Genomic DNA, 22,941 nt, shown 5'->3' on the forward strand with positions numbered 1-22,941 from the left:
ACAATGGGCCGGTTCGTCAACGCACGTCAGAAGGACCGGCCCGTGAACCTTTCCTCCGAGCAGAAGCGCGTCGTCTACACGCTGGGCTTCTGCGGACTCGTCTCCGCCGCCGACAACTGGTTCGTCTCACCGGCGCTGCCCGCCATCGCGAACGCGCTTGGCGTGGCGGCCTCGGCGGCGACGGTCGTGCTCACCGCCTATCTCGTTCCGTATGGCCTGCTCCAGCCCGTGTGCGGCACGCTCGGGGACCGCTTCGGACGCCTGCGCGTGCTCCACGTCATCGTGGCCGGCCTCGCCGCAGGGACGTTCCTCTGCGCCGTCGCCCCCACGCTGCCGCTGCTCGTGCTCGCGCGCGTGCTCACGGGCTGCTTCGCGGCAGGCATCATCGCCGTCTCGCAGGCGCACGTCGGCGACGTCGTGGGGCCGGAGCGACGAGGCGCGGCGGTGGGCGTCCTCATGGGCATCACCTTCACGGGGCAGGGCCTCTCCTCGGGCCTGGGCGGCATCATCACCGACCTCATGAGCTGGCGGGCGGCCTTTGCCTGCTTTGGCGCGCTGGCGCTCGTGGCGCTGGCGCTGCTCTGGCGACTCCCTCATCCCGAGGAGTCGACGGATGGGCAGGGGGCCGCCCCCGCCCAACAGGGCGGCTTCTTCATTCGTGCCGCCCGAATCTTCTTTGGCACCTATCGCGCGATCTTCTTCGTGGCGTGCACCACAGGTGTCGTCTTCCTGGGCGTCTACGGCTTCATGGGGACGTTCCTCGCCGAGCGCTGCGGGCTCGGCTCCACGCAGGCGGGCCTCATCATGATGCTCTACGGCGTGATGTGCCTCGTGGGCGGTACGGTGTCCGGGCGCATCGGTGCCGCCCGCGGCCCGCGCGGCGTGATTCTTGTGGGCGAGGTTTCCGGGCTCGTCGCCATCGTCGCGCTTGCGATCGTGACGGCGACGGGCGCCTGGCAGCCGGCGCTCCTCGCCGCCGGCGCGCTCGGCTTTGGCTACATCCTAACCCAGCCCACGCTCGTCTCCCTCTCGATGGATGCCGACCCCGCGCAGACCGGGCTCTGCACGGGCCTCATCGGCCTCGGGGTCTTCGCGGGTGGCGGCGTGGGCTCGTCGCTCGGGGGCCAGCTCGTCGCACTTGGCGGCTACGACGCGCTTTGGCTCGCGGCGGGGGTGCTGCTGGTGGCGCAGCTCGTCCTCGGTGGCTATGCGCTCGCCAGGCTTGCGTGCCGAGCGAGTTGAGGCTCCGAGGTCATCCTTCGGCGGATAATTTGCATAAAACGCTCGCTCGTGCAGCATTACGGTGCCTTTGGCGAACAAAAATGCCGTTCGTGTAGCGTGATTTTGATGCTCGGAGGGGAATTGCGCGCTCCGTCTTCGGAAAACTGCAGCTGGCAATATCAGCATTAAAATCAAATATCGATTTGAGGCGAAAAATACGCTACACGAGCGACCATTTTGATTTCTGAGAGGCCGTAATGCTGCACGAGCAAGCGTTTTATGCACTTGGCGGCGATGCCGGAGCGCGCGGGTGGTCCCGGCGGCGTTCCCATGCGCTACCATGAGGGGCCAGACGAACCGCGAGTCGGGCAGGGAGACCCCATGGCAGATGAGAAGAATGCGCAGGTCCAGATGTCGCTCTTCGGCGACGAGATGATTTCGGGGACCGAGACGGCGCCCGCGCGGTCCCCGCGCGCCCGCCACGCGGAGCTCAACCGCATCCTCTCCCATGCCGCCTACGCCTACTACGCGCTCGACGACCCCGAGATGACCGACGCCGCGTTCGATCGGCTGCTGCAGGAGCTGCTCGCCCTCGAGGCGGAGCATCCCGAGCTCGTCACCCCCGATTCCTACACCCAGCGCGTGGGTGGCTACGTGTCCGAGCAGTTTGAGCCGGTGGCACACGCCGCGCGCATGTACTCGATGGACGACGCGATGGACCTTGCCGAGCTCGACGAGTGGCTCGCGCGAACCGACGAGGCGCTCGGCGCCACGCCGGAGCACCCGGTGGCCTACACCTGCGAGCTCAAGATCGACGGCCTGGGCGTGGCGCTCACCTACACGGACGCCCAGTTCGTGCGCGCCGCCACGCGCGGCGACGGCACGACGGGGGAGAACGTCACGGCGAACGTCCTCACGGTTCGTGACGTTCCGCGCGCGCTGGCGCCCGCCGGCCTGGCGCGCCTCGCTGACGGCGGCCTCGGCCGCTCCGTCGAGGTTCGCGGCGAGGTCTACATGCCGCGCCATTCCTTCGCGCGCCTGAACGAGGACGCCGACGCCGCCGGCACGGCCCCCTTCGCCAACCCGAGAAACGCCGCCGCGGGAAGCCTTCGCCAGAAGGATCCCAAGGTGACGGCCCGCCGTGACCTCGAGACCTTCATCTACGCCGTCGCCGACGAGGCCCCCATCGACGTCCACACCCAGTGGGACTTCCTCCAGTGGCTCCGCGACTGCGGCTTCTCCGTGAACGACCACGCCGCGCGCTGCACCTCCGCGGCGGAGGTGCACTCCTACTGCGAGCGTGCACTCGCCCAGCGCGACGAGCTCGACTACGACATCGACGGCGTGGTCGTGAAGGTCGACTCCTTCGCCAGCCAGGAGGCGCTCGGCTTCACGGCGCGCGCCCCTCGCTGGGCCATCGCGTTCAAGTTCCCGCCGGAGGAGAAGCGCACCGTCCTGCGCGAGATTCGCGTGCAGGTAGGACGCACCGGCGTGCTCACGCCGGTCGCCGAGTTCGACCCGGTGACCGTGGCCGGCTCCGTGATTGCCCGTGCCACGCTCCACAACGTCGACGAGATCGCCCGCAAGAACGTCCGCGTGGGCGATACGATCGTGGTCCACAAGGCCGGCGACGTCATCCCCGAGGTCGTGGGGCCCGTGCTGGAGCTCCGCCCCGAGGGCGCACCCGAGTTCCGCATGCCCGAGACCTGTCCCTCCTGTGGCAGCCCCGTCGTGCGCGAGGAGGGCGAGGTCGCCTACCGCTGCGTCTCGATTGACTGCCCCGCGCAGGCCACCGAGCGCCTCATCCACTGGGGTAGCCGCACGGCCATGGACATCGACGGCCTCGGCGACGAGCTCGTCTCCCGCATGGTCGAGCAGGGCCTGCTTTCCGACGTGGCCGACTTCTACGATAGGCTCACCGAGGAGGCGCTCGCGGAGGTCTGGACCGGCCGCCAGACCGTCGACGGCGAGGACATCGTCGTGGGCCCGGTCATCGCCGCCAAGATCATGGCGCAGGTTGCGGAGTCGCGCGGCCGCGGCCTCGCACGCGTGCTCTTTGGCCTGGGCATCCGCCACGTGGGCGCCACGGTGGCGCGCCAGCTCGCAGCGCACTTCGGTTCCATGCAGGCGCTCGCCACGGCAACAGAGGAGGACATCGCCCAGGTGGACGGCGTCGGCCCCAAGATCGCCGCGAGCGTGCGTGGGTTCTTCTCCATCGAGAAGAACGTGGCCGTCGTGGAGCGCCTGCGCGAGGCGGGCGTGGTCCTGGAGGAGGAGCGCGCGGAGCCCGAGCGCCCCCAGACGCTCGCAGGACTCACCTTCGTGCTCACGGGCACGCTCGAGCGTCGCACGCGCGACGAGGCCAAGGCGGCGCTTCAGGCCCTCGGAGCCAAGGTCACGGGTTCGGTCTCCAAGAAGACCAGCTACGTCGTCGCCGGCGAGGCCGCCGGCTCCAAGCTCACCAAGGCGCAGAGCCTCGGCGTCCCCGTCCTCGACGAGGCCGCCCTCGACCACATCCTCGAGACTGGTGAGATCCCGGCGTAGGTCCCGTCACACGGCGGCGTTCTCGCGCCTCCACTCGCGCGGGGACACGCCGAACGCCCCCTTGAAGGCGCGCGAGAAGTGCAGCTGGTTGGGGTAGCCCACGGCCCGCCCCACCTCGGCCACCGGAAGCGCGGTGAGCTTGAGCAGCTCGGCCGCCTTGCCCATGCGGTAGCCGATCAGGTACTGCTGCGGGGACTTGCCCGTGGCCGCCTTGAACACCTTACCAAAGTAGCTGCGGTTGAGGCCGGTCTGCTTGGCAATGTCCTCGACCGTGATGTCTGCCTGGTAATGCTCCTTCACGAAGTCGATCGCCTCGCTGATGTAGAAGCTCTGCAGGCGGCTCGTCGGCTGCTCGTCGGGGTGGGCCACGGAGCGCAGCAGGTAGTCGAGGAAGAGATACGTGTGCCCAATGAGATGCAGCGCCGAGGCGCTCCTGTTTGACACCAGGTAGCGCATCTCCTCGACCATGTGGGCGCGTAGCTCACTCGACTGCGAGCGATAGACGGGGGAGGAGGGCGTGAGCCCGGCACCCTCAAGGTCGTCGCGCACGCGGATCCCGTCGAACTCGACCCAGATGTACTCCCAGGGGTCGTCGAGGTCCGCCACGTAGGTGTTCACCTGACCGGGAAAGATGAGGAACCCCTCGCCGCCCGAGAGGCGGTAGTCGGTCTTGGAGCCCCGCTCGTCCGTCGTCATGAGCAGGCCGCGGCCGGAGATGATGTAGTGGAACAGGAAGTGGCTGCGACGCGCCGGCCCAAAGGCGTGTCCGGGCTCGCATGCCTCGCGGCCGTACTGATACGGCATGAGATCGACGTAGTGCCCGTGCGTGAAGGTGGAGAACTCGAGCTCGTGTGCCGGCATGTCCGCGCGCCTCCCGTCATCCTGCGCATGGACGAGAAACCCATGTCGCATTTTGCATAGTTTATCGCTTTGGCGGCATACGAGAAAGGACAATAGGAAGCATAAAGATAAATTGAGAACAGCCCAATGTGGAATCGATTCCCGTTTTTGCCGAAAGCATATAAGTCATCTACCAGCGTCTTTACAAATCATCAAAACCACTCGCCCCAAAAAGACTTCCGTTCGGCGAATGGATGAAATCCTCCTGAATAGCCGAGCAAGCACAATACCGGCCCTATCACGAAGAAAGGGATAACACATATCAGAATGCGGAGAAAATCGCGTAAAAGTGGCAACATAAAATTAAGCGCAACGTAAGGTGGGGCCTCGGTCGGCGGGCGCACGCCGGGCGGGCAGGGAGAAAGGTTGCGCAGATGGCAAGCCTCACGCTCGAACACGTAGGTAAGAAGTACCCGAACGGCTACGAGGGGGTGAAGGATTTCAACCTCGAGATCGCCGACAAGGAGTTCATCATCTTCGTCGGCCCGTCCGGCTGCGGCAAGTCCACGACGCTGCGCATGATCGCCGGCCTCGAGGACATCACCTCCGGCACCCTCAAGATCGACGGTCGCGTGGTCAACGACGTCGAGCCCAAGGACCGCGACATCGCCATGGTCTTCCAGACCTACGCGCTGTACCCGCACATGTCGGTCTATGACAACATGGCGTTCCCCCTGAAGCTCCGCAAGGTCCCCGCCGACCAGATCGACAAGGCCGTCCGCGAGGCCGCCCGCATCCTCGACCTCGAGAAGCTCCTCGACCGCAAGCCGTCCGCCCTCTCCGGCGGCCAGCGCCAGCGCGTCGCCATGGGCCGCGCCATCGTTCGCGCCCCCAAGGTCTACCTGATGGACGAGCCGCTCTCCAACCTCGACGCCAAGCTCCGCGTCCAGATGCGCGCCGAGATCTCCAAGCTCCACGACCGTCTCGGCGCCACGATCATCTACGTCACGCACGACCAGACCGAGGCCATGACGCTGGGCACCCGCATCGTCGTCATGAAGGACGGCGTCATGCAGCAGGTGGACACTCCCACCAAGCTCTACAACGAGCCCTGCAACCTCTTCGTCGCCGGCTTCATCGGCTCCCCGCAGATGAACTTCATCGACGTGGCGGTGGCCGAGAAGGGCGACGGCGTGACGCTCACCTTCGGCGGCAACGTGATCACCCTCACCGGCGCCAAGGCCAAGGCCCTGATCGACGGCGGCTACGTGGGCAAGGTCGTCGTCATGGGCATCCGTCCCGAGGACGTCGTCGAGGAGCACGAGTACGCCGAGGGCCGCACCCTCTCCGAGACCTTCCCGGCCACGGTCACGGTCTACGAGCTGCTGGGCTCCGAGGCCATGATCTACGCCGACGTCGACGGAGGCCAGATCTCCGCGCACCTCTCCGCCGCCAGCTCCGTCCGTACCGGTGACAAGATCAACTGCTCCGTCGACGTGGATAAGATCCACCTCTTCGACAAGCAGACCGAGCTCGCCATCGCCCACTAGGGAAGGAGGGCACACCTTATGCAGAAAAGAGCACTGACACGTCGCTCCTTCCTCGGGCTCTCCGCCGCCGCTGCCGCCGGCCTCGCGCTCACGGGCTGCGAGGGCGAGCGCTCCGACGGCAGGACCGAGATCGAGTTCGTCTCGTACAAGCGCGAGGCCGTGAGCATCTTCGAGGCTCTCATGGCTGAGTTCAACGAGACCAACGACCACATCTACCTCAACTTCACGAGCCCCAACGACGCCGTCACCATCATGAAGACGCGCTTCGTCCGCGAGGACTACCCCGACGTCGTGGCCATCGGCGGCGACGCCTCCTACGCCGACTTCGTCGACTCCAACATCCTCGCCGACGTCACGGAGTACCCCGGCATGGCCAACGTCCAGCCGGCCTACCAGGAGATCATGAAGAGCGTCACCTACGTCCCGATGGACGGCATCTACGGCGTCCCCTACATCGCCAACGCCGCGGGCATGCTCTACAACAAGGACATGTTCGCCGAGAAGGGCTGGGAGATCCCGACCACGTGGACCGAGTTCTGCGACCTCTGCGAGCAGATCAAGGCCGAGGGCGAGGTCCTTCCCCTCTACCTTGGCTTCCTTGACACCTGGACGATCCTCTCGCCCTGGAACTCCATGCTCGTCGAGCTCGTGCCGTCCGACCACATCCGCAAGGTCAACGCCGGCGAGGCCAAGTTCGCGGACTACTACCGCGAGCCTGCCGAGAAGCTCCTCAAGCTGCTGGAGTACGGCGAGGACGGCCCGATGGCCTACAGCTACGAGGACGCCTGCACCGCCTTCGCGCGCGGCCAGTCGGCGATGTTCCCCTGTGGCTCCTTCGCGGTCCCGCAGATCCTGGGCGCCAACCCGGAGATGAACATCGGTCTCTTTGCCATGCCGGCCTCCGACGACCCCGACGACCGCATCGTCGTCTCCGGCGTCGACCTGTGCTGGAACATGACGACGGCCAACGAGGACCATCGCGAGCAGATCTACGAGGTCATCGACTTCCTCAACAAGCCGGAGAACCTCCAGACCTACATCGACGACCAGAAGGCCATCCCCTGCATCGAGGGCGACTTCACGCTCGACCCGCTCTTCGACGACATCCAGGAGTTCCTGGACGAGGGCAAGGTCATCGACTACCCCGACCACTCCTATCCGTCGGGCATGGCCTGCGACGCCCAGCTCCAGGCGTTCCTCATGGACGGCGACGTCGACGCGTTTCTCGCCAACTGGGACAACCTCTGGCAGCGCTACAACAAGACCGTCATCCGCAAGTACAACGAGTACATGGCGAACCAGGGATAAGGAGGGGAGAAAGACATGGCAAGCACCGCTGTCGCAAAGGCGGGATCTGACAGGAACCGCACCTTCCTCGCAATCCTGATCCCCGTGCTGATCCTGTTCTGCGCGTTCAACACGATTCCGCTGCTCACCGGCTTCTTCTACAGCTTCACGGACTCCAAGGGCTACGGCGCGTTCGAGATCGTGGGCCTGCAGAACTACATCGACCTCTTCCAGGACGCCCGCGTGGGCAACTCGTATCTGTTTACCTTCAAGATCGCCGTCGTCTCGACGATCCTGGTCAACGTGATCTCGCTCATGCTGGCCATCGGCCTCTCGAGCAAGATCAAGTTCAAGAGCGCCCTGCGCGGCATCTACTTCGTGCCCCGCATCCTCGGCGGTCTGGTCGTCGGCTACGTGTTCAGCTACTTCTTCACCTACATCGTCCCCGCCCTCACCGGCACGACCTCGATGCTCGCGAGCACCGAGTGGGCGTGGGTGGCCATCGTCGTGGTCCTCGTCTGGCAGGCCTGCGCCCAGACCACGATCATCTACATCACCGGCCTCTCGTCGGTGCCCGAGGACGTCTACGAGGCGGGCGCGCTCGACGGCGCGACCGGCTGGGACAAGTTCCGCTACCTCACGTTCCCGCTCATCATGCCGTCCATCACCACGAACATGGTCCTGGTCATGAAGGACATGCTGATGACCTTCGACCAGATCGTGGCCATGACCTCCGGTGGCCCGGCGCAGTCCACCGAGTCCATCTCGTACCTCATCTACCAGAACGGCCTCAACAACAGCCAGTTTGGCTTCCAGTGCGCCAACGCCGTCATCTTCTTCATCGTCATCGCCGTGATCTCCATCGCGCAGACGAAGTTCCTGAACAGTAAGGAGGAGCAGCTCTAATGGCTAACAACACTGTTCCTACCAAGGTCAAGGAGCGGGTCAACTGGCCCATCACCATCCTGCTCATCGCCGGCCTCATCACCATTATCTTCCCGCTCTACATGGCCGTGGTCATCGCCTTCAAGGACCCCTCCGAGATGACCAACGACATCGCGGGCATCCTGTCGTTGCCCTCCACGTGGTCCCTCGACAACTTCATCGAGGCCATCCAGGTCACCGACTTCGCCCACTCGTTCATGAACTCGCTGATCATCACTGTGGCAGCAGTCGTGGTCTCCATCGTGGTCCACAGCCTCGCGGCCTACGCGATCGGGCGCAACATGGACTCCAAGAAGCTCTTCAAGGCGTCCTACTACTTCATCGTCGCCGGCATGTACGTGCCCTTCGCGATCCTGATGATGCCGCTCGTCAAGCAGACCGCCATCCTGCACCTGGACAACATGGTCGGCGTCATGATCCTCTACGTGGTCTTCTACATGCCGATGAACATGATGCTCTACACCGGCTACCTGAGGAACATCCCCACCGCCCTCGAGGAGGCCGCGCGCGTCGACGGTGCGTCCACCTGGACCACCTACTGGAAGGTCATCTTCCCGCTCATGAAGCCCATGCACGCCACCGTCGCCGTCATCACCGGCCTTGCCGTGTGGAACGACGTCATGACCCCGCTCGTCATCATGGGCGGCTCCGGCGTGAACACGCTGCCGCTTGCCCAGATGAACTTCCAGACGGCCTTCGCCACTAACTACAACCTGGCCTTCGCCTCCTACCTGCTCGCCATGCTCCCGATGATCATCTTCTACATCGTGGCTCAGAAGCAGATCATCGGCGGTGTCACCAACGGTGCCGTGAAGTAGGCCCGTGATGAACGTAGGGCATCTGTAAAGATTCCCCCTGACGCCCGGAATCCGCCGCATGACGGGTTCCGGGCGTCCCCGGATGCGCTACATTCGCCTTTGCACTTTCAGGCATACGAGAGAAACCGAGGAACCATGCCCCTGTCGTACGACGCCCCCGCGCGCCTCCTCACCATCTCAACGGATAGATCCACCTATCAGATGAAGGTCGACGAGTACGGCTACCTGCTCCACCTCTACTACGGCGCACGTGCGGAGGGGGATTTGTCCTACCTCCTCACGTACTGCGACCGCAGCGGCATGTGCGGCTGCCCGCACGACGTGGCGGACCGTACCTACTCGCTCGATTTTCTCCCGCAGGAGTACCCCTTCCAGGGCTCCGGAGACATGCGCAGCCCGGCCCTTCTCGTCCGCGACGCCGAGGGCACCTTCGGCTGCGATCTGCGCTACAAGTGCCATGAGGTCCGTCCGGGCAAGTACGACCTTCCGGGGCTTCCCGCCGTCTACGCGGGCGAGAAGGACGACGCCGAGACCCTCTCGGTGACGCTCGCAGACGAGCGCCTGGGCCTTGAGGTCGAGCTGCTCTACGGCGTCCTGCCCAGGCTCGACGTCATCACCCGCGCCGCTATCGTCCGCAACAACGGGGGCGCCCGCGTCACCGTGGAGAAGCTCCAGAGCGCCTGCCTCGACTTCGTGACCGGTGACTTTGACGTCATCACCTTCGACGGCCGCCACGCGATGGAGCGTCGTCCCACGCGTCGCCACCTCCAGAACGGCTCGCTCTCCGTGGGCAGCCGCCGCGGCATGTCCTCCAACCAGTACAACCCGGTCATGATTGCCTGCGACCACGCCGCCACCGAGACCTCGGGCCGTTGCTGGTCCATGAGCTTTGTCTACAGCGGCGGGTTTCTCGCCGAGGCGGAGCGCGACCAGTACGACCAGTCCCGCATCCAGATGGGTCTTGACGACGACCTCTTCTCCTACCCGCTCGAGCCGGGCGAGAAGATCGTGGCGCCCGAGGTCATCATGACCTACTCGGGTGCTGGCCTGGAGAAGATCTCCCACAACCTGCACCGCTGCATCCGTCGTCACGTCTGCCGCGGCCCCTGGCGCGACGCCCCGCGTCCCATCCTCATCAACAGCTGGGAGGCCTGCTACTTTGACTTCACGGGCGACAAGCTCGTGGAGCTCGCTAAGAAGGCGTCCGAGCTGGGGCTGGACATGCTCGTCATGGACGATGGCTGGTTTGGCGCCCGCAACGACGACCACCGCGGCCTCGGTGACTGGCAGCCCAACATGGCCAAGCTCGGCGGCACGGTGGCCGACCTCGCCCGTCGCGTGAACGAGGTGGGCCTGGGCTTTGGCATCTGGGTCGAGCCCGAGATGGTGAACGAGGACTCCGACCTCTTCCGCGCACACCCTGACTGGGCGCTCACCGTCCCCGGCAAGGAGCCCGTGCTCGGCCGCGACCAGCTGGTGCTGGACCTCTCGCGCGCCGAGGTGCGCGACAACCTCTTTGAGCAGCTCTGCGCCGTGCTCGATCAGGGCGGCATCGACTACGTCAAATGGGACTACAACCGCTCGATCGTAGACGTCTACTCCCGCACCGCGAGCGACCAGGGCAAGGTCCTCTACGACTACATGCTCGGCCTCTATGACCTTCTCGAGCGCGTGCGCTCCCGCTACCCGGAGCTTCTCATCGAGGGCTGCTCCGCGGGTGGCGGCCGCTTTGACGCGGGCATGCTCTACTACACGCCGCAGATCTGGACGTCGGACAACACCGACGCTCGCAACCGCCTGGAGATCCAGTACGGCACCTCGTTTGGCTATCCGTGCTCGGCGATGGGCGCGCATGTCTCCGCCTGCCCCAACGAGATCACCGGTCGCACCGTTCCTCTCGGCGCCCGCGGGACCGTGGCCATGGGCGGCGGCGCCTTTGGCTACGAGCTGGACCTCATGGAGCTGAACGACCGCGCCTGCGAGCTCATCAGGAGCCAGGTCAAGACCTACCGCACGATCGAGCACCTCGTGCGCGAGGGCCTCTTCTACCGTCTGAGCGACCCCAAGGACGCCGCGGTAGCGGCCTGGGAGTTTGTCTCCGAGGACGGCTCCGAGGCACTCGTCTGCGCCGTGGTGACGCGCGTGGACGGCTACGGACTGGCCAACTACGTCGTGCCGCGCGGCCTCACGCCCGGTGCGCACTACCGCATGGTGAGCAACGGTCGCGTCTACTCCGCCGACGCCCTCATGGACATGGGCCTGCCCGTCTCCGTGCCCGCCACGCCGTACGAGAGCTTCATGTATCGCTTCGAGCGTGTCGACTAGCCAAGAAAACCAAGGTTTTGTGCCGCGCGACCACCTTCGTCGCACGGCACGCCTGTTTCGAGGCGTCCCCCTCATGTTTTGGGGCAAAAGTTTGATGTTCTTCTCGCCCCGAGATAAAAGGTGTTGCCCACAAGCACGCTGCTTATGGCTTTGAGCCAAGATAGCCGAGCTTGTGGGCAACATGTTTTATGCGCTTGCAGCCCCTATATCAAACTTTCGCCCCAAAACCGAGAAGAGGCCTCGGGGGAATCAGGGCGGCGAGAAACACAGGTCTACTCAAACGGGAAGACGACGCCAAACTGGCGTCGGATCTCGTCCATCTGGTGCATGAGCTCGAGCGTCTCGGCGTGGGGCATCTCCGGGCACTCGAGCGCGCCGGCCTCGATGGCGCGCTTGCAGGACAGCAGCTCGTACTCGTAGCCTGTGATCTGCTCGGGCACCGCGATCTCACGCGTGAGCTCGCGGGTGAGACCGTCGGACGCGTAGACGCGGATGACCTGCGGGTTGTTGATGTTCTCGACGGTGACAAATCCCTTGGTTCCCAGGATCTGGCCCTCGCGGTCGGTCATGGCATACATCGTGGAGAACAGGCTCGCCATCTGACCGGACTCGTACTCGATCATGACGTTGTCCTGCCCGTCCACGCCGGTCGCGGCGGGCACCATCGACGCCGCGATGCGACGGATCCCGTTGCCGAGCACCATGCTGGCAAAGTTCAGCGGGTAGACCGTGAGGTCAAGCAGGGCCCCGCCGGCAAGCGCCGGGTCAGTCATGCGCGCATTGCCGTCCACGCGATAGCCCAGGTTGGCGGCGACGGTTGTGACCTCGCCGATCTCGCCGCTCGAGACGATCTCGTCAACCATCTTCCGTGACGGCATGTAACGCGTCCAGATCGCCTCGGCGAGCAGAAGCCCCCGCTCGCGGGCGCACTCGATCATCTCGCGCGCCTGACGCTCGTTCGCGGCGAAGGCCTTCTCGCACAGCACGTGGTGGCCGGCCTCGAGCGCGGCGATGGTCCAGCGGTGGTGATGCGAGTGGGGGAGCGCCACGTAGACGAGGTCCACGTCGGGGTCGGCAAGCAGCTCCTCGTATGAGCCGTAGGCACGCGAGAAGCCCCAGCGCTCGGCAAACTCCCGCGCGCGCTCGGGGTCGCGCGCGGCGACGGCGTAGTTCTCCACCTCGCTCATCCGCGCGATGGTCTCCGCCATCTGTCCCGAGATGTTGCCAGCACCGATGTAGCCCACGCGCATCGTCTTCATGACGCGCCCTCCGTCCTTCTCGCCTTGAGCCAACTATAGCGACGACGGGTCGCCGTTGGACGTCTCAGACGAGAAAAACGTCCACGTGCGGCCCGTCGTCAGAGGGAAGGGGCTATCGGATGACCCAAGCGGTGGAGTCGGTGGGGAGCTTGCAGCCCGCAAGCTCGGCGCTGGCGAGAAGGACCTCGCCCTCGGGAAGCTCGACGGCGCTCGCGCCGAAGTTGGTCACGCTCGTGAGCACCCGGCCGTCCGCCGTGGGGCGGCGGTAGGCGATGACCTGGTCGTCGTAGCCATCCGCCCACGTGAGCGACGTGTCTCCGGTGGCCGTGAGCAGCTCGGCGCGCAGCGCGAGCGCGTGGCGGTAGTAGTGGAGCATCGAGTGCTCGTTCGTCTCCTCCACGTCCACGGCGTGACCTGCGAACCACGCGGGCTGCGGCAGGTGCGCGGGCGCGTGCGTCGCCGGTGCCGAGAAGCCGAAGTCGTCCTTCTCGGCTTCCCAGGGCAGCGGCACGCGGCAGCCGTCGCGACCCTTGAGGGCGTCGCCGTGCGCGGTCATAGTGGCCTGCGGGTCCTCGAGCGCGTCCCAGGGGATGTCCGCGACCTCAAAGAGGCCGAGCTCCTCGCCCTGGTAGAGGTAGACCGAGCCGGGAAGGCCCAGCTCCATGAGCAGCGCGGCGCGGGCGCGACGCGTGCCCAGCTCGCGGTCCTCGTGGTAGCTCTTGCCGTCTCGCAGCAGCCAGTCGTTGGCGAGCTGATGGTGCGCCGAGGACTTGATCTGCGGCAGGCCGTAGCGTGTGGCGTGACGCACCACGTCGTGGTTGGAGAGGACCCACGTGGTGGTGGAGCCGGAGTGCTCAGCGGAGTCGAGGCCCTCCTCGATGGCGAGGCGCATCTCGTCGGCCATCCAGTTGGCCTTGGCGAGCTCGAAGTTGAATACCTGGCCGAGCTCCTCGGTCGAGGCGTAGCGCCACTGGTGCTCCGGGATGACCCACGCCTCGCCCACGGCAAAGCGCGCGGGCTCGTACTCGTTGAAGACCTGGCGCCACTCGCGGTAGATCTCGTGCACCTCGGGGCGATCCCAGAGGGGGTTCTCGGCGCCGGGGTGGTCCTGGTCGGGGTCGTCGGGCCACTCGCCGAGCGGGCGGCTCTCGAGGTCCTTGGCGAGCGCGTGCGCCACGTCGATGCGGAAGCCGTCGGCCCCGCGGTCGCTCCAGAAGCGCAGCGTCCTCTTGAAGTCCTCGCGGACCTCGGGGTTCTTCCAGTTGAGATCCGCCTGCTCCACGGCAAAGAGGTGCAGGTACCACTCACCGTCGCCGACCGGCTCCCAGCCAGGCCCGCCAAAGGTGGACCTCCAGCCGTTGGGCGGCAGCTCTCCGTGCTCGCCGCGCCCGGGGCGGAAGATGTAGCGGTCGCGCTCGGGCGAGCCGGGGCCCGCTGCCAGCGCCGCCTTGAACCACTCGTGCTCGGTGGAGGTGTGGTTGGGGACGATGTCCACGACGACTTTGATGCCCGCGGCGTGCGCGGCGGCCGCCATCTCGTCGAAGTCCTCGAGCGTGCCCAGGCGCGGGTCCACGTCGCGGTAGTTAGCCACGTCGTAGCCGCCGTCGACGAGCGGAGAGGGGTAGAAGGGGGAGAGCCAGATGGCGTCCACCCCCAGCTCGCACAGATAGTCCATCTGTGCGGTGACGCCGCGGATGTCGCCGAGGCCGTCACCGTCTGTGTCGTAGAAGCTGCGCGGGTACACCTGGTACACCACGGCCTGCTTCCACCAGTCCTCGCGTGCGTTGTTCTTGGTCATGTCATGCTCCTTTCTCGTTTCAAGGTGATTCAAAAGGGGACTGTCCCCTTTTGAATCACGAGAGATGCCAGATGTCGCGGTTGTACTCTCGGATGGTGCGGTCGGACGAGAAGAACCCGGACTTCGCAATGTTCACGAGGGTCTTCTCGCCCCATGCGAGACGATCCTCGTAGTCCGCGAGGCAGCGTTCCTTCACTGCCACGTAGTCCCGCGCGTCGAGCAGCGCCATGAAGTAGTCCTTGGCAACGAAGTCCCGGTAGACGCGTGTGAGGCACCCCGCGTCGCCGCGCGCGAGCAGCTCGGGCGAACAGACGAAGTCGAGCACCTCAGTGAGCCCGGGGTCCGACTGCCAAAAGTCCCAGGGCCGGTAGTCGCCCCGGTCGTAGAGGTCGATCACGTCCTCGGAGGAGCGACCGAAGAGGTAGACGTTCTCGCGTCCCACCAGCTCGGCGATCTCCACGTTGGCGCCGTCCAGCGTGCCCAGCGTGAGCGCGCCGTTGGCCATGAACTTCATGTTGGAGGTGCCGCTCGCCTCCTTGGACGCGAGCGAGATCTGCTCGGAGACGTCAGCGGCGGGGATGAGGTGCTCGGCAGCCGTGACGTTGTAGTTCTCCACGAAGACCAGGCGCAGCCAGGGCGACACCTCGGGGTCGTCCGCGATGAGCCCGGAGAGCGCCAGGAGCAGCGCGATCGTGTCCTTGGCAAGCGTGTAGGCCGGTGCCGCCTTTGCACCGAAAACCATCGTGACCGGTCGGTTGGGAACGTTTCCACGCTTGATCTGAAGATACTTCCAGATGGCGTACAAGGCGTTCATCTGCTGACGCTTGTACTGGTGCATGCGCTTGACCTGGATGTCAAAGATGGAATGCGGATCCACCTGGATGTTCTTCTCGGCGCGGAGCCACGCGGCCAGGCGCTCCTTGTTCTGTCCCTTGACGTCGAGGAGAGCCTGCGTGAAGACGGCGTCCCCGCGCAGGGCGAGAAGGTCCTCGAGCTGTGCGGCATCGCGCTTCCAGCCGTCACCGATCGCGGAGGTGACGAGCCCGGCCAGTGCCGGGTTGCAGCCCATGAGCCAACGACGGAAGGTGATCCCGTTCGTCTTGTTGGAGAACTTCTCGGGGTAGAGCTCGGCGAAGGGGCGCATCTCGGACTCCACGAGGATCTGCGTGTGGAGCGCCGCCACGCCGTTCACCGCGTGGCTGAAGTGCACGTCCATGTTGGCCATGTGCACGACGCCGCTGTCGTCGATCACCGCGACGCGTTCGTCGCCCGTGCGCGTGCGGGCGAGCTCGTCCAGCTGACGGATCACGGGAACGATGCCGGGAGCCACCTGCTCGAGGTAGCCCATGGGCCAGGTCTCGAGCGCCTCGGCGAGGATCGTGTGGTTGGTGTAGCCGCAGGTGCGCTCCACGATGGCGGCGGCGTCCTCGAAGGCGATTCCGCGCTCCGTGAGCAGGCGCACGAGCTCGGGGATCACCATCGAGGGGTGGGTGTCGTTGATGTGGACGGCAACGTGCTCGGCAAGCTCCTCGGGAGCGAAGCCGCGCTCCTCGAGCTCGGCGAGGATGAGCTGCGCTCCGGCCGAGACCATGAAGTACTGCTGGTAGACGCGCAGGAGCCTGCCCGCCTCGTCGGAGTCGTCGGGGTAGAGGAAGCTCGTGAGGCTGTGACGGACGTCGCCCTTGTCAAAGGCGATGCCGTGCTCGGGTGCGGGGGCGGGGTCCTCGACGTCAAAGAGGTGCAGACGGTTGACCACGCCGTTCTCATAGCCCGGGACCTCGATGTCGTACATGCGCGCCGTGAGCGGGCCAAAGCCAAAGGGCACCGAGAAGGACGTTCCCGTGTCGATCAGCCAGGACTCGGGCTCGATCCATGGGTTGGGCTCCTCTCCCTGGACGCCCCGGGAGAGGTCCTGACGAAAGAGGCCGTAGTGGTAGTTGAGGCCGACGCCGTCACCGGGAAGTCCCAGCGAGGCGATGGAGTCGAGGAAGCATGCGGCGAGACGGCCCAGCCCGCCGTTGCCGAGCGAGGGCTCCGGCTCGCTGTCCTCCACCTCGGCGAGCGAGGTCCCGTGGGCGGAGAGGATGCGCTCGACCTCGTCCACCAGGCCGAGGTTCATGAGGTTGGCCCGCAGAAGGCGTCCCACCAGAAACTCAGCGGAGAAGTAGTAGAGCTTGCGCTCACCCGCGGCGGGTCGCATCGCGGTCTCCAGGTCACGCGTCGCTCGCAGCAACGCGCAGAAGACCTGCGCGTTCGTGGCGTCGTCAAGGGTGGTGCCCATGTCGGCGAGCACCCGGGCAAGACGATTCTCGAAGTCCATCTCACTTCACCTCGTTCTTCTCAGCCTGCATTCCCGCCTTGGACAGAGGAGCGGGCAGGCGGTGATAGAGCGCCATCTGGTGGCGGATGCGTTCGGCCAGCTCGTCGCTCGCAAAGCCCGGCTCCGCGCGCCAGCACCAGTTGGAGCCGAGCGTGGAGGGCGTGTTGATGCGCGCCTCGCTGCCCAGTTCCAGCAGGTCCTGCATCTGCACCACGGCGAGCTCCGAGGCGCTTGCCCAGATGCCGCGCATCATGCCCCACGCCTCGCCCTCGGCGGCGTCGAGGTGCAGGTACTCGCGGGCGGCCTCCACGTCCTTCTCGGGCGCGGTCTGAAGCCAGCCGACGGCGGTGTCGTTGTCGTGCGTGCCGACGTAGGCCACGCTGTTCGCGGGATAGGCGTAGGGGAGGTAGGTCTCGTCGCCCGCCTCGGAGTCGCGGGTGTCGAAGGCGAACTCGAGCACCTTCATGCCCGGGAAGCCCGACTCAGCGAGCAGGCGCCGCACGGAGTCCGTGAGGTAGCCGAGGTCCTCGGCCACGATGTCGCAGCGGCCGAGCCGCTCCTCGAGCACGCGGAAGAGCTCGATGCCGGGGCCCTTGCGCCAGCGGCCGTCGGCGGCGGTCACGGAGCTCGCGGGTATGGCGAAGTAGGAGTCGAACCCGCGGAAGTGGTCGATGCGCAGGATGTCGTACCTGCGCAGCTGGGCGGCAATCCGGTCGCACCACCACTCGTAGCCGTCCGCCTTCATGCGGTCCCAGGCAAAGAGCGGGTTGCCCCAGAGCTGACCGATCGCGGAGAAGCCGTCGGGCGGCACGCCGGCGATCTCGTCGGGCATGAGGTTGTCGTTGAGCTGGAACTGCTCGGGGCGCGACCAGACGTCCGCGCTGTCGAGCGCCACGTAGAAGGGCAGGTCGCCCATGATGCGCACGCCCGCTGTGCTCGCCTCGGAGCGCAGGCGCTCCCACTGGCGGAAGAAGAGGCACTGCACGACTTTCCAGAAGCGGACGTCGCCGTCGAGCCGCGCCCGCGCATCGGCGAGCGCGTCCGCGTCGCGCAGCCTGAGCGGCTGCTCCCAGGTGGTCCACGACGCCCCGCCGTGGGCATCCTTGAGCGCCATGAAGAGGGCGTAGTCGTCGAGCCACGTGCGCTCTCGCTCGCAGAAGGCGGCAAGCTCGCTCGCGTGCGTCCGCTCGAATCGCTCCGTCGCATGGCGCAGCACGTCAAAGCGGTTGTCCCAGAGCGCCCCGTAGTCGACGCGCGCTGGGTCGTCGCCCCAGTCGAGCCCCGCGTACTCGTCGTGGCGCAGCAGCCCCTCCTCGGCGAGGTCGTCGAGGTCGATCAGGTAAGGGTTGCCCGCGTACGTGGAGAATGACTGGTAGGGAGAGTCGCCGTAGCTCGTGGGCACGACGGGCAGGACCTGCCAGACCGACATGCCCGAGCGGGCGAGAAACCCAACGAACTCGCGCGCCGCCGCCCCCAGCGTTCCCACGCCCCAGGGGGAGGGGAGTGACGTGACGGGCATGAGGATGCCACCGCTTCTCACGCTGACCTTCCTTTCTTCTTGCTCTTCTCGTCCGACTAAATGCTGCGGACGCTCTCTCGCTCGATGAGCTGGAACGGAACCACCTCATGAACGGCCGGGCTGCCACCCATGCCGTCCAGCAGGATCTGCGCACTCCTCTCGGCGAGGAGCTCCGCGCTCTGACGAATCGTCGTGATCCGGGGAACCGAGAACTGTGAGAAGGAGGTGTCGTCAAAGCCGACGAGGGAGATGTCGCCCGGGACGCTGAGCCCCTGGTCGGCGAGGGCGCGCAGGGCGCCGAAGGCAATGACGTCGCCGAGCGCGAAGACGGCGGTGAGGTCGCTCGTGCGCTCGAGCAGGCGCCGCGCGGCGTTGTAGCCCGCGTCCTCCAGGAACGCGCAGGGCTCGTAGTCGCGCTCGAAGTCAAGTTCCACACCGCGCTCGCGCAGGGCGCGTTCGGCGCCGCGGAGGCGCTGCGAGCTGATGCTGTTCTCGGCCCGGTCCCCTCCGATGACACCGATGCGCCGGTGGCCGCGCTCCCAGAGGTGCTCGACGGCGCGCGCGGCGGCGGCCTCGTTGTCGATGGTCACGCTGGAGAGGTTGTCAAAGCCGAGGTCGGCGGCCGAGTTGGTCACCAGGACGCAGGGGGCCTCGATCTCGTGGAAGGACTCGCGGAAGTAGCGCGGCTCGCCTCCGAGGAAGACCATCCCCTTGGGACGGCGGGTCTGCTGGTAGTCGATGGCGGCGTGGACCTCGCGGGAGTCGTCGTCGAGGTAGGTGACGGCCATCTCCTCGTCGGCGGCGGCGAGGGCCGCCTGCAGAGGGCCGATGATGTCGTCGAAGAGGCGGTTGCCGACGCCCATCACGAACGCCGTGATCGGGGTCTGCGAGCGCATCTTGAGGTAGCGCGCGTTGGAGTTGGGCTCGTAGCCGCACTCGGCCATGACGGCGAGAATGCGCTTGCGCGCGCGGTCGCTGACGTTGGGCTGGTTGTTGATCACACGGGAGACCGTGCCCACGCCGTAGCCGGACGCCGCTGCGATGTCACGGATGTCCATGCCTGTCTCCTTCCGTGTGAGCCACGTCGCGAGCTGTTCTACCTCAAAGTGGAAACGTTTCCAACTCGGCTATAGATATAGCACGACCGAGCGAGAAAAGCCTCGAGATTCATGAGATTCCGCTCACCGCCAAAAGCGCGCCGCCCATCGGTGGGTCGTCCTTCTCGGCACCTCTTCGTTCTAAGAAATGGCGGGCTTGTCTCATGGTCGTCTAGGATTTCGGGCCCTTGTGCGGCATGGACGCTGCCGCATCTAAGAATCGGCGACTTTGCCCGCCTTTTGCCGGCTTTTTGCCCGTCTTTTGGACACCCTACAAGCGTTCGTTGAGACAAGGCCCGAGTTTCCTAGAAGCCCTTGTGACAAGGCCTCAAATTGCTAGATTGACCTGCGGCAAAGCCCCATTTTTCTAGAAGCGCACCCACCAAGGCGAGAAGGACGGCGGCCCGCGCGCGGAAACGCTTCGCCCGCTTGCCGCATAGCCCGTCTCGGGTCGATTCCCATGCGGTATCGTCTCTTGGTAAGTGAGCCGATTTGGTATCGGGCCCGGGGCCCGGGGAGGGAGCGCGCTATGGCCGAGGACTGCTCTGGTGTGGTGGAGAGGGGGATCGCCGACCTCGTCGCCTATGCCCTCGACCGGGGGCTCATTGGTGAGGAGGACGTCACCTACGCCGCCAACCTGATGCTCGACGCGCTTGGCTACGAGCCCACGGGCGCGTTCGTCCCCAAGGAGGCCGTCGCCGCCGCGCGCGCGGCCGCCGAGCGCCCCGAGCTCGAGGCGATTCTCGCCAGCCTGCTCGACGACGCCGTCGAGCGCGGCGTGTGCGATCCCGGCATCGCGAGCCGCGACCTGCTGGACACGCGCCTCATGGGCTGCGTGACCCCGCGTCCGAGCGAGGTCGTCCGCACGTTCTGGGAGCGCTACGACGAGTCCCCCGAGGAGGCCACGAACTACTTCTACCACCTCGCGCTCGACTCCGACTACATCCGCACCTACCGCATCGCGCGCGACCGCAAGTGGGTCACCTTCACGCGCTACGGCGACCTCGACGTCACGATCAACCTCTCCAAGCCCGAGAAGGACCCCAAGGCCATCGCCGCCGCGCTGGAGAAGCAGAAGTCGGGCGGCGCCGAGCCCTACCCGCGCTGCCAGCTCTGCCCCGAGAACCTGGGCTACGCCGGGCGCCTCGACCACCCCGCGCGCGAGACCATCCGCCTCATCCCGCTCACGCTGGCGGGCGAGCCGTGGTACCTGCAGTACAGCCCGTACGTCTACTACAACGAGCACTGCATCGTGCTGTCCGAGAAGCACGTCCCCATGCAGATCAGCCGCACGACGTTCCAGCGCCTGTTTGAGTTCGTGGGCAAGTTCCCGCACTACACGGTGGGCTCCAACGCCGACCTGCCCATCGTGGGCGGCTCCATCCTCACCCACGAGCACTACCAGGGCGGCCGCTACGAGTTCGCCATGGCCCGCGCCGGCGCGCGCGAGGAGATCTCCTTCGCGGGCTTCGACGACGTCCGCGCCCAGATCGTGGACTGGCCGATGTCGGTGATCCGCCTCGACGGCGCCGACCCCGCGCGCCTCGTGGAGCTGGCCGACAAGATCCTCACGGCGTGGCGCGGCTACACCGACGAGGCCGTGGGCGTGCTGGCCGAGACCGACGGCACCCCGCACAACACGATCACCCCGATCGCGCGCCGTCGCGGCGACGACTTCGAGCTGGACCTCGTGCTGCGCAACAACCGCACGACCGACGAGTACCCGCTCGGCATCTTCCACCCGCACCAGGAGCTGCACCACATCAAGAAGGAGAACATCGGCCTCATCGAGGTCATGGGCCTCGCGGTGCTGCCGGCGCGCCTGCTCGGCGAGATGGACCGCCTCGAGCAGGTCATCCTCGCGGGCGAGGACCCGGCGTCGGTTCCCGAGGTGGAGAGCCACGCCCCGTGGGCCGCTCAGGTCCTCGTGCGTCACCCGGAGTTCGCGCCGGAGAACGTGGCGGGCGCGGACCCCGCGGCGCTGCACGCCGTGATCGAGGACGAGATCGGCCAGGTCTTTGCGCAGGTGCTCGAGTGCTGCGCGGTCTTTGCCGACGACGAAGAGGGTAGGGCGGCGTTCGCGCGCTTCGTCGCGGGCGTCTGCTAAGGAAGGAGACAACCGAAATGGGCATTCCCAGCCAGGACGTTCTGAACAAGGTGTACGGCGAGGACGCCGAGCGCGCGCAAGCACGGCTCTCGGCGCTCGCGAAGCGCTACGACGAGGCCTTCGGTGCCGGTGACCCGGAGTACTTCACCGCCTCCGGCCGCACGGAGATCATCGGCAACCACACCGACCACAACGGCGGCAAGATCCTCTGTGCCTCCATCACGATGGACAGCATCGGCGCCGCCCAGAAGACCGACGACGGCATCGTCACCATCTGGAGCGAGGGCTATCCCGAGGCCATCGTCGTGGACACCAACGCGATCGACCAGATCCCGCACGGCGGCGGCTCCACCACGCTCGTCGCCGGCATGCTCGAGGCCACCGTCAAGCGCGGCTTCAAGGTCGGCGGCTTCAACGCCGTGTGCTCCTCCGAGGTCATCCCGTCCGCCGGCGTGAGCTCCTCGGCCTCCTTCGAGATGCTCGTCTGCGAGATGATCAACCACCTCTACAACGACGACGCCATCGAGCGCGCCGACTACGCCCGCATCGGCCAGTACGCCGAGAACGTCTGGTGGGACAAGGCCTCCGGCCTCATGGATCAGATGGCTTGCGCCGTGGGCGGCACGATTCTTCTGGACTTCTCGGACGGCGTGAAGTACGAGAAGGTCGACTTCGGCTTCGACGAGCTGGGCTGCGACCTCGTCATCGTGAACACGGGCAAGGGCCACGCCGACCTCTCGGCCGAGTACTCCTCCGTCCCCAACGAGATGCACGACGTCGCCGCTGCGCTCGGCGTCAAGAATCTCTGCGAGTCCAACGAGGAGGCGGTCCTCGCCAACCTCGCCGAGCTGCGCGAGAAGTGCGGTGACCGTGCGGTGCTGCGCGCCCTGCACTACTTCGAGGAGGTCAAGCGCGTCGAGGCCGCGGAGGCTGCGATCAACGCCGGCGACAAGGCCAAGGTCCTCGACATCATCACCGCCTCCGGCCGCTCCTCCTGGGAGTGGCTGCAGAACGCCGTGGTCCCTGGCATGCCCGAGGAGGAGCCCATCCCGATGGCGCTCGCCCTCACCGAGCTCTACCTGCGCAAGATCGGCGCCGGCGCGTTCCGCCTGCACGGCGGCGGCTTCGCGGGCGTCATCATGTGCGTGATCCCCAAGGCCGAGACCGCGGGCTACGTTGACTACATGGCCAGCTACTTTGGCCGCGAGAGCGTCTACCTCACCAACATCCGCCAGGTTGGCGCCGCCTGCCTGGGGAAGGCGTAGGGGCGTCGTTTCTCTCGTCAGATGCGCTCGTTTGGGCGGCGGCGCG

Annotated in this window: 15 protein-coding genes; 9 read left to right on the forward strand and 6 right to left on the reverse strand. The window is 66.3% G+C overall.

What is annotated here, in order from left to right; genetic code table 11:
- The first annotated feature begins 42 nt into the window (after positions 1-42).
- Positions 43-1,242 carry an MFS transporter gene (locus tag B5F73_RS05195; RefSeq protein WP_158094770.1) on the forward strand — a complete coding sequence of 400 codons (1,200 nt, stop codon included), beginning with the start codon at positions 43-45 and terminating at the stop codon, positions 1,240-1,242.
- Between the two features lie 411 nt (positions 1,243-1,653).
- Positions 1,654-3,765 (forward strand): NAD-dependent DNA ligase LigA, encoded by a 2,112-nt coding sequence (ligA, locus tag B5F73_RS05200; RefSeq protein ID WP_239379813.1) that lies wholly within the window; start codon positions 1,654-1,656, stop codon positions 3,763-3,765.
- Between the two features lie 6 nt (positions 3,766-3,771).
- Here the strand turns inward: ligA and B5F73_RS05205 are convergent, their stop codons facing one another.
- Positions 3,772-4,626: an AraC family transcriptional regulator gene (locus tag B5F73_RS05205; protein ID WP_087227204.1), complete on the reverse strand. Its 855-nt coding sequence runs from the start codon at positions 4,624-4,626 to the stop codon at positions 3,772-3,774.
- 413 nt (positions 4,627-5,039) lie between these two features.
- On the opposite strand from B5F73_RS05205, the gene ugpC reads away from it, so the two are divergent.
- The 5 genes from ugpC to B5F73_RS05230 all read left to right on the forward strand — a co-directional run bounded on the left by ugpC (position 5,040) and on the right by B5F73_RS05230 (position 11,530).
- Positions 5,040-6,155 carry a sn-glycerol-3-phosphate ABC transporter ATP-binding protein UgpC gene (gene ugpC / locus B5F73_RS05210; protein WP_087227205.1) on the forward strand — a complete coding sequence of 372 codons (1,116 nt, stop codon included), beginning with the start codon at positions 5,040-5,042 and terminating at the stop codon, positions 6,153-6,155.
- Between the two features lie 18 nt (positions 6,156-6,173).
- Positions 6,174-7,463 carry an extracellular solute-binding protein gene (locus B5F73_RS05215; RefSeq protein ID WP_087227206.1) on the forward strand — a complete coding sequence of 430 codons (1,290 nt, stop codon included), beginning with the start codon at positions 6,174-6,176 and terminating at the stop codon, positions 7,461-7,463.
- A 15-nt stretch (positions 7,464-7,478) separates the two neighbouring features.
- On the forward strand, positions 7,479-8,348 hold the full coding sequence (locus B5F73_RS05220) for a sugar ABC transporter permease (RefSeq protein ID WP_087227207.1): 870 nt from the start codon (positions 7,479-7,481) through the stop codon (positions 8,346-8,348).
- Positions 8,348-9,205, forward strand: coding sequence for a carbohydrate ABC transporter permease (locus B5F73_RS05225; RefSeq protein WP_087227208.1), 858 nt, complete (start codon positions 8,348-8,350; stop codon positions 9,203-9,205). The genes B5F73_RS05220 and B5F73_RS05225 overlap by 1 nt, the downstream gene beginning before the upstream one ends.
- A 135-nt stretch (positions 9,206-9,340) precedes the next feature.
- Positions 9,341-11,530 carry an alpha-galactosidase gene (locus B5F73_RS05230; protein WP_087227209.1) on the forward strand — a complete coding sequence of 730 codons (2,190 nt, stop codon included), beginning with the start codon at positions 9,341-9,343 and terminating at the stop codon, positions 11,528-11,530.
- A 272-nt stretch (positions 11,531-11,802) separates the two neighbouring features.
- Here B5F73_RS05230 and B5F73_RS05235 read toward each other — a convergent pair whose 3' ends face one another.
- The 5 genes from B5F73_RS05235 to B5F73_RS05255 all read right to left on the reverse strand — a co-directional run bounded on the left by B5F73_RS05235 (position 11,803) and on the right by B5F73_RS05255 (position 19,484).
- Entirely contained in the window at positions 11,803-12,789 is a 987-nt protein-coding gene (locus tag B5F73_RS05235; protein ID WP_087227210.1) for a Gfo/Idh/MocA family oxidoreductase, read from the reverse strand.
- Between the two features lie 112 nt (positions 12,790-12,901).
- Positions 12,902-14,587 (reverse strand): glycoside hydrolase family 13 protein, encoded by a 1,686-nt coding sequence (locus B5F73_RS05240; protein ID WP_087227211.1) that lies wholly within the window; start codon positions 14,585-14,587, stop codon positions 12,902-12,904.
- Positions 14,588-14,642: 55 nt separating this feature from the next.
- On the reverse strand, positions 14,643-16,907 hold the full coding sequence (locus B5F73_RS05245; protein ID WP_087227212.1) for a glycogen/starch/alpha-glucan phosphorylase: 2,265 nt from the start codon (positions 16,905-16,907) through the stop codon (positions 14,643-14,645).
- Between the two features lies 1 nt (position 16,908).
- Positions 16,909-18,447, reverse strand: a complete 1,539-nt coding sequence (gene malQ / locus B5F73_RS05250) for a 4-alpha-glucanotransferase (protein WP_087227213.1) — start codon at positions 18,445-18,447, stop codon at positions 16,909-16,911.
- 35 nt (positions 18,448-18,482) lie between these two features.
- Positions 18,483-19,484 (reverse strand): LacI family DNA-binding transcriptional regulator, encoded by a 1,002-nt coding sequence (locus tag B5F73_RS05255; protein WP_087227214.1) that lies wholly within the window; start codon positions 19,482-19,484, stop codon positions 18,483-18,485.
- A gap of 568 nt (positions 19,485-20,052) precedes the next feature.
- Here B5F73_RS05255 and B5F73_RS05260 point away from each other — a divergent pair.
- Positions 20,053-21,630: a UDP-glucose--hexose-1-phosphate uridylyltransferase gene (locus B5F73_RS05260; protein WP_087227215.1), complete on the forward strand. Its 1,578-nt coding sequence runs from the start codon at positions 20,053-20,055 to the stop codon at positions 21,628-21,630.
- Positions 21,631-21,647: 17 nt separating this feature from the next.
- Positions 21,648-22,895, forward strand: a complete 1,248-nt coding sequence (locus B5F73_RS05265; protein ID WP_087227216.1) for a galactokinase family protein — start codon at positions 21,648-21,650, stop codon at positions 22,893-22,895.
- Positions 22,896-22,941 lie beyond the last annotated feature (46 nt).

Origin of the sequence: Olsenella sp. An270, from assembly GCF_002159735.1 — a bacterium.
Taxonomy (GTDB): Bacteria; Actinomycetota; Coriobacteriia; order Coriobacteriales; family Atopobiaceae; genus Thermophilibacter.